This window comes from Enterobacter sp. 18A13, assembly GCF_007035975.1.
Classification (GTDB): domain Bacteria; phylum Pseudomonadota; class Gammaproteobacteria; order Enterobacterales; family Enterobacteriaceae; genus Enterobacter; species Enterobacter vonholyi.
The window spans coordinates 4,645,731-4,652,325 of sequence record NZ_AP019634.1 but is presented as its reverse complement, the minus strand read 5'-3'; the positions used below and the strand labels follow the sequence as shown (position 1 = coordinate 4,652,325).

Annotated in this window: 7 protein-coding genes and 1 pseudogene; all 8 read left to right on the top strand. The window is 56.2% G+C overall.

Going from position 1 to position 6,595, the window contains the following annotated elements:
* Positions 1 to 220 precede the first annotated feature (220 nt).
* Positions 221 to 271 (top strand): annotated as a pseudogene (locus tag FOY93_RS24140) (hypothetical protein); the annotation flags it as partial.
* Between the two features lie 228 nt (positions 272 to 499).
* Positions 500 to 640 carry a 50S ribosomal protein L34 gene (rpmH, locus tag FOY93_RS22475; protein ID WP_000831330.1) on the top strand — a complete coding sequence of 47 codons (141 nt, stop codon included), beginning with the start codon at positions 500 to 502 and terminating at the stop codon, positions 638 to 640.
* A 16-nt stretch (positions 641 to 656) separates the two neighbouring features.
* Positions 657 to 1,016: a ribonuclease P protein component gene (gene rnpA, locus FOY93_RS22470; RefSeq protein ID WP_032640303.1), complete on the top strand. Its 360-nt coding sequence runs from the start codon at positions 657 to 659 to the stop codon at positions 1,014 to 1,016.
* Positions 980 to 1,237, top strand: coding sequence for a membrane protein insertion efficiency factor YidD (gene yidD, locus FOY93_RS22465; RefSeq protein ID WP_001307474.1), 258 nt, complete (start codon positions 980 to 982; stop codon positions 1,235 to 1,237). The genes rnpA and yidD overlap by 37 nt, the downstream gene beginning before the upstream one ends.
* Before the next feature lie 2 nt (positions 1,238 to 1,239).
* Positions 1,240 to 2,883, top strand: coding sequence for a membrane protein insertase YidC (gene yidC, locus FOY93_RS22460; RefSeq protein WP_115876769.1), 1,644 nt, complete (start codon positions 1,240 to 1,242; stop codon positions 2,881 to 2,883).
* A 72-nt stretch (positions 2,884 to 2,955) separates the two neighbouring features.
* Positions 2,956 to 4,320 carry a tRNA uridine-5-carboxymethylaminomethyl(34) synthesis GTPase MnmE gene (mnmE, locus tag FOY93_RS22455; protein ID WP_115876770.1) on the top strand — a complete coding sequence of 455 codons (1,365 nt, stop codon included), beginning with the start codon at positions 2,956 to 2,958 and terminating at the stop codon, positions 4,318 to 4,320.
* Positions 4,321 to 4,431: 111 nt separating this feature from the next.
* On the top strand, positions 4,432 to 5,607 hold the full coding sequence (locus FOY93_RS22450; protein ID WP_143345693.1) for an MFS transporter: 1,176 nt from the start codon (positions 4,432 to 4,434) through the stop codon (positions 5,605 to 5,607).
* A complete protein-coding gene (gene yidZ / locus FOY93_RS22445) occupies positions 5,576 to 6,547 on the top strand; it encodes an HTH-type transcriptional regulator YidZ (protein WP_111964239.1) in 972 nt (323 codons plus the stop codon). The genes FOY93_RS22450 and yidZ overlap by 32 nt, the downstream gene beginning before the upstream one ends.
* The last annotated feature ends 48 nt before the right edge of the window (positions 6,548 to 6,595 follow it).

Below are 6,595 nucleotides of genomic sequence, written 5' to 3'. Positions count from 1 at the left end.
TCTGCAATTTATCCTGACCAGGATCCTGGGATCCCGATCGGGACCGCGGATCATAGCCTAAACTGAGCCAGAGATCTTCTGTTTCTCACAGATTCTTCCCGATTTATCCACAGGAAGATCCAGAACCGGGTAAGTGTAAACGATCCTGGCGCGAGTGCCCCGCGATTTAGTCCGCATATTGGAAAAATTAATGAGCACAGACAATTTATTGCTTAAATGATCTAACGAAGATCCGGGACGATCCTTGCGCTTTGTCGGTGAGCCCGTATAATCCTCGACCCGGCGCGTGATGCTCATCTTCCTGCGTCGTCCGTTGCTCATTTTCCACGCGAAAACGTGCGGAAATACGCGGGAAATAAGGAAAGAGAATTGACTCCGGAGTGTACAATTATTACAATCCGGCCTCTTTAATCACCCACGCTGAGGCGTTAGTCGTTCGAAACTCGTTCGGGTATACGCAAAAGTCAGTGAATTTATTCAAGTTTAGGTAGAAATCGCCATGAAACGCACTTTTCAACCGTCTGTACTGAAGCGCAACCGTTCTCACGGCTTCCGTGCTCGTATGGCTACTAAAAATGGTCGTCAGGTTCTGGCACGTCGTCGTGCTAAAGGCCGCGCTCGTCTGACCGTTTCCAAGTAATAAAGCTAACCCCTGAGTGGTTAAGCTAGCATTTCCCAGGGAGTTACGTTTGTTAACTCCCGCTCATTTCACTTTCGTCTTCCAGCAGCCACTACGGGCTGGCACGCCGCAAATCACCATCCTCGGCCGCCAAAATTCGCTGGGGCATCCCCGCATCGGTCTCACAGTCGCCAAGAAAAATGTTAAGCGTGCGCATGAACGCAATCGGATTAAACGTCTGACGCGTGAAAGCTTCCGTTTACGTCAGCACGAACTGCCTTCAATGGATTTCGTGGTGGTGGCTAAAAAGGGGGTTGCCGACCTCGATAACCGTGCTCTCTCGGAAGCGTTGGAAAAATTATGGCGCCGCCACTGTCGCCTGGCTCACGGGTCCTGATAGCCCTCATTCGGGTCTATCAACGCCTGATTAGTCCGCTACTCGGGCCGCACTGCCGTTTCACACCAACATGCTCAAGCTACGGAATTGAGGCATTGCGCAGGTTTGGAGTGATAAAAGGCAGTTGGTTGACGGTGAAACGCGTATTAAAATGCCACCCTTTACACCCCGGTGGAGACGACCCCGTCCCTCCAGGACCCTTTGATACCAGAGAACACTAACGATGGATTCGCAACGCAATCTTCTTATCATCGCTTTGTTGTTCGTGTCTTTCATGATCTGGCAGGCATGGGAGCAGGATAAAAATCCTCAACCCCAGCAGCAGACCACGCAGACTACGACCACCGCAGCGGGTAGCGCCGCCGACCAGGGCGTACCGGCCAGTGGCCAGGGGAAACAGATTACGGTTAAGACCGATGTGCTTGAGCTGACAATCAACACCCGTGGTGGTGATGTTGAGCAGGCGCTGCTGTTGACCTACCCGAAAGAGCTGAAGTCTAACGAACCGTTCCAGTTACTGGAAACCACGCCTGAGTTTATCTACCAGGCGCAGAGCGGCCTGACCGGTCGTGATGGCCCGGATAACCCGGCTAACGGTGCGCGTCCACTGTATACCGTCGAGAATGACACCTTTGTGCTGGCTGATGGCCAGAACGAACTCGTTATCCCGATGACCTATACCGACGCCGCAGGCAACACCTTCACCAAAACCTTCACCCTGAAGCGCGGTGAGTATGCGGTGAACGTGGGCTACAGCGTACAGAACGCCAGTGCGAAACCGCTGGAACTGTCCACCTTCGGTCAGCTGAAGCAGTCCATCAATCTGCCGTCTCACCGTGACACTGGAAGCAGCAACTTTGCGCTGCATACCTTCCGTGGCGCGGCGTACTCCACGCCAGACGCGAAGTATGAGAAATACAAATTCGACACCATTGCCGATAACGAAAACCTGAACGTCAGCGCTAAAGGCGGTTGGGTGGCAATGCTGCAGCAGTATTTCGCCACTGCGTGGGTGCCAAATAACGACGGTACCAACAACTTCTATACCGCGAACCTGGGCAACGGTATTGCAGCCATCGGCTACAAATCTCAGCCGGTTCTGGTACAGCCGGGTCAAACCGGTAAGCTGGCAAGCACCCTGTGGGTCGGCCCGGAAATTCAGGACAAAATGGCCGCTGTTGCGCCGCACCTGGATCTGACCGTGGATTACGGTTGGTTGTGGTTCATCTCTCAGCCGCTGTTTAAGCTGCTGAAGTTCATCCACAGCTTCCTGGGTAACTGGGGCTTCTCCATCATCGTTATCACCTTCATCGTTCGTGGTATCATGTACCCGCTGACTAAAGCGCAGTACACCTCCATGGCGAAGATGCGCATGCTGCAGCCGAAGATTCAGGCAATGCGTGAGCGTCTGGGCGATGACAAACAGCGTCAGAGCCAGGAAATGATGGCCCTGTACAAAGCAGAGAAAGTGAACCCACTGGGCGGCTGCTTCCCGCTGCTGATTCAGATGCCAATCTTCCTTGCGCTGTACTACATGCTGATGGGTTCCGTTGAGCTGCGCCACGCGCCGTTCGCTCTGTGGATCCATGACCTGTCCGCACAGGACCCGTACTACATCCTGCCGATCCTGATGGGCGTGACGATGTTCTTCATTCAGAAGATGTCGCCGACCACCGTGACCGACCCGATGCAGCAGAAGATCATGACCTTTATGCCGGTCATCTTCACCGTGTTCTTCCTGTGGTTCCCGTCAGGTCTGGTGCTGTACTATATCGTCAGCAACCTGGTGACCATCATCCAGCAGCAGCTGATTTACCGTGGTCTGGAAAAACGTGGCCTGCATAGCCGCGAAAAGAAAAAGTCCTGATCCGATAAGTTAACGCTAAAATAAGGGCGGTCGATTGACCGCCTTTTTTATTTGTATTGAACGAGACCAACCATGAGCCATAACGACACTATCGTCGCCCAGGCAACCCCACCGGGACGCGGTGGTGTAGGCATTCTGCGCATCTCCGGCCTGAAGGCGCGCGAGGTGGCCGAAGCGGTGCTGGGTAAACTGCCAAAGCCGCGCTACGCTGATTACCTGCCGTTTAAAGATACCGACGGCACGCCGCTGGACCAGGGCATTGCGCTGTGGTTCCCCGGCCCTAACTCCTTCACCGGTGAAGACGTGCTGGAGCTGCAGGGCCACGGCGGCCCGGTAATCCTCGACCTGCTGTTAAAACGGATCCTGACCCTGCCGGGCCTGCGCATTGCGAAGCCGGGCGAGTTCTCCGAACGTGCCTTCCTCAACGACAAGCTCGACCTGGCGCAGGCAGAGGCCATTGCTGACCTGATCGACGCCAGTTCTGAACAGGCGGCCCGCTCCGCCCTGAACTCGCTGCAGGGGGCATTCTCCGCGCGTGTGAATCACCTTGTGGAAGCACTTACTCACCTGCGCATCTACGTGGAAGCGGCTATCGACTTCCCGGATGAGGAGATCGATTTTCTCTCTGACGGTAAAATTGAAGCCCAGCTCAACCAGGTGATGAGCGATCTCGACGCCGTTCGCGCCGAAGCGCGCCAGGGCAGCCTGCTGCGCGAAGGGATGAAGGTGGTGATTGCCGGACGCCCTAACGCCGGGAAATCGAGCCTGCTGAACGCCCTGGCGGGCCGTGAAGCGGCAATCGTAACCGACATTGCCGGCACCACTCGCGACGTACTGCGCGAGCACATCCACATCGACGGCATGCCTCTGCACATCATCGACACCGCCGGTCTGCGCGATGCCAGCGACGAGGTTGAGCGCATCGGTATCGAACGCGCCTGGCAGGAGATCGAGCAGGCCGACCGCGTGCTGTTTATGGTGGACGGCACCACGACCGACGCCGTTGACCCGGCAGAGATCTGGCCGGACTTTATTGCCCGCCTGCCGACCAAACTGCCGATCACCGTGGTGCGTAATAAGGCAGACGTGACTGGCGAAACGCTGGGCATCAGCGATGTGAATGGTCACTCACTAATCCGCCTGTCGGCGCGTACCGGTGAGGGCGTGGACGACCTGCGCAATCATCTCAAGCAGAGCATGGGCTTTGACACCAGCATGGAAGGCGGCTTCCTGGCGCGTCGCCGTCACCTGCAGGCGCTGGAAGAGGCGGCTAACCACCTTGTCCAGGGTAAAGCGCAGCTGATCGGCGCGTGGGCGGGTGAACTGCTGGCGGAAGAGCTGCGTCTGGCGCAGCAGAATCTGAGCGAGATCACCGGGGAGTTTACCTCGGACGATTTGCTGGGACGGATCTTCTCAAGCTTCTGTATTGGTAAATAATTCCCGCTAATCTATGGTGATTTCCTCCTGGGAAATCACCATTGTCCAAATGGCAACTCGCCTAATCCCTTTTCACCCCCTATCCTGCATGCCTTCATCTATGGGGGGTTTATGGCGCGTTTTCTGTTTTGTAGTTTCGCTTTAGTTCTGCTTTATCCGTCAGGCATTGATATGTATCTGGTGGGATTACCGCATATCGCCCGCGATCTGGGCGCCAGCGAAGCGCAGCTGCACATCGCGTTTTCGGCCTACCTCGCGGGGATGGCGTCGTCGATGGTGTTTGCGGGGAAGATCGCGGATAAGGCAGGCCGTCAGCCTGTCGCTATCTCCGGTGCCATCGTTTTTGCCCTGGCGTCCCTTCTCTGCTCACAGGCGCAAAACAGCACCGTGTTTCTGACCGGGCGCTTTATCCAGGGCATCGGGGCGGGCGGTTGCTACGTGGTGGCGTTTGCCATTTTGCGCGACACTTTAAGCGCCCAGCGTCGCGCCAAAGTGCTGTCGATGCTGAACGGCATTACCTGCATCATCCCGGTGCTGGCCCCGGTTGTGGGCTATCTCATCATGCTGAAATTCCCCTGGCAGAGCCTGTTCTGGACCATGGCGGCGATGGGCGCGCTGGTGTTTATCCTGTCGATCGCCGTGCTGAAAGAGACCCACCCGGGCTCGCAGAATACCGGCCATACCGCAACCATTCACCCGGCAGAGAAGCTTCTCAACCGCTTTTTCCTCAGCCGTCTGGCCGTGACCACGTTAAGCGTGGCGGTGATCCTGACCTATGTAAACGTTTCCCCGGTTTTGCTGATGGAGACCATGGGCTTCGATCGCGGTCAGTATTCAACAGTTATGGCATTAACCGCGATGGTCAGTATGGCCGTTTCGTTTTCGACGCCGTTTGCGCTAAATGTTTTCAGCCAGCGCACATTGATGCTGACCTCACAGGTTTTATTCCTCGCCGCCGGCGCGATCCTGGCGACCACCAGCTCACATGCGGTCATGCTGGCGGGTATTACGCTGATTTGTGCCGGGTTCTCGGTTGGCTTTGGCGTAGCGATGAGCCAGGCGCTTGGCCCATTTTCGCTGCGGGCAGGCGTGGCAAGCTCGGTACTGGGGATCGCGCAGGTCTGCGGCTCGTCGCTGTGGATTTGGCTGGCGGCGGTCATCGGGCTTAACGCGCTGAATATGCTGATCGGGGTTCTGATTGGCTGTAGCATACTCTGCATTACCTTACTTATGGTCATCCAGCCCGCGGCGCACTATGAAGAAGCCCATCAGCAGTCTCGATCTTAACCTGTTGCTGTGCCTGCAGCTTTTGCTGCAGGAGCGCAGCGTCACCAAAGCGGCAAAGCGGATGAACGTGACGCCGTCGGCGGTAAGCAAATCGCTGGCCAAACTGCGCGACTGGTTCGAAGACCCGCTGTTTGTTAAAACGCCGCTAGGGCTGCTGCCGACGCCGCTGACGGTGAGTCTTGAGCAGGATCTGGCTGACTGGATGCAAATCGGCAACCAGATCCTCGATAAATTCCACCATGATTCTCCGGGCGGGCTGACGTTCGTGCTGGCCGCGGAAACGCCGTTGATGCTGATCCGCTTCAATGCCCTGCTGGAGCAGGTGAACCAGCGCTATCCGCAGGCTACGGTGAAAATGCGCCACTGGGATTACGACTCTCTGGACGCCATTACGCGTGGAGAGGTGGACCTGGGATTCACCGGACGCGAAACGCACCCGCGATCGCGTGAATTGCTGAAGCTAATGCCGTGGTTCATCGACTATGAGATCCTGTTCAGCGACCGTCCGTGCGTGTATCTGCGTGAGGATCACCCCGCGCTACAGGATGAATGGAACCTCGAGACCTTTCTGCGCTACCCGCACATCAGCATCTTCTGGGAACGCAGCGACACCTGGGCACTGGACGAAGTGCTAAAGGAGATGGGTCGGGAGAGAAACATTGCCATGAGCGTGCCGGGCTTTGAGCAGTCGATGTTTATGGCAGCACAGCCCGGTCATAACTATATCGCCACGGCTCCGCATTACTGCCATCACTACAATGAACTCCACCAGCGGAAGCTGATCGCGCTTCCTATTCCCATTGACGAAGCGCAGGCTGAAAAGCTCACCGTTCCCTTCACGCTGATCTGGCATAAACGGAACAGCCATAATCCGAAAATTTTATGGTTGCGGGAAACCATCAAGGCGCTGTACGGTGCGAGCGATCCAATTTTTGCCTAAGAAAATGTAAAGTTCGGTCCTGAGGCTTCTCTTACTCCCATTTACTGA

Bases quoted from the DNA above. Each gene is read 5' to 3' on its own strand.
- rpmH (WP_000831330.1), top strand. From the start codon at position 500: ATGAAACGCACTTTTCAACCGTCTGTACTGAAGCGCAACCGTTCTCAC.
- yidD (WP_001307474.1), top strand. From the start codon at position 980: ATGGCGCCGCCACTGTCGCCTGGCTCACGGGTCCTGATAGCCCTCATT.
- yidC (WP_115876769.1), top strand. From the start codon at position 1,240: ATGGATTCGCAACGCAATCTTCTTATCATCGCTTTGTTGTTCGTGTCT.
- mnmE (WP_115876770.1), top strand. From the start codon at position 2,956: ATGAGCCATAACGACACTATCGTCGCCCAGGCAACCCCACCGGGACGC.
- FOY93_RS22450 (WP_143345693.1), top strand. From the start codon at position 4,432: ATGGCGCGTTTTCTGTTTTGTAGTTTCGCTTTAGTTCTGCTTTATCCG.
- yidZ (WP_111964239.1), top strand. From the start codon at position 5,576: ATGAAGAAGCCCATCAGCAGTCTCGATCTTAACCTGTTGCTGTGCCTG.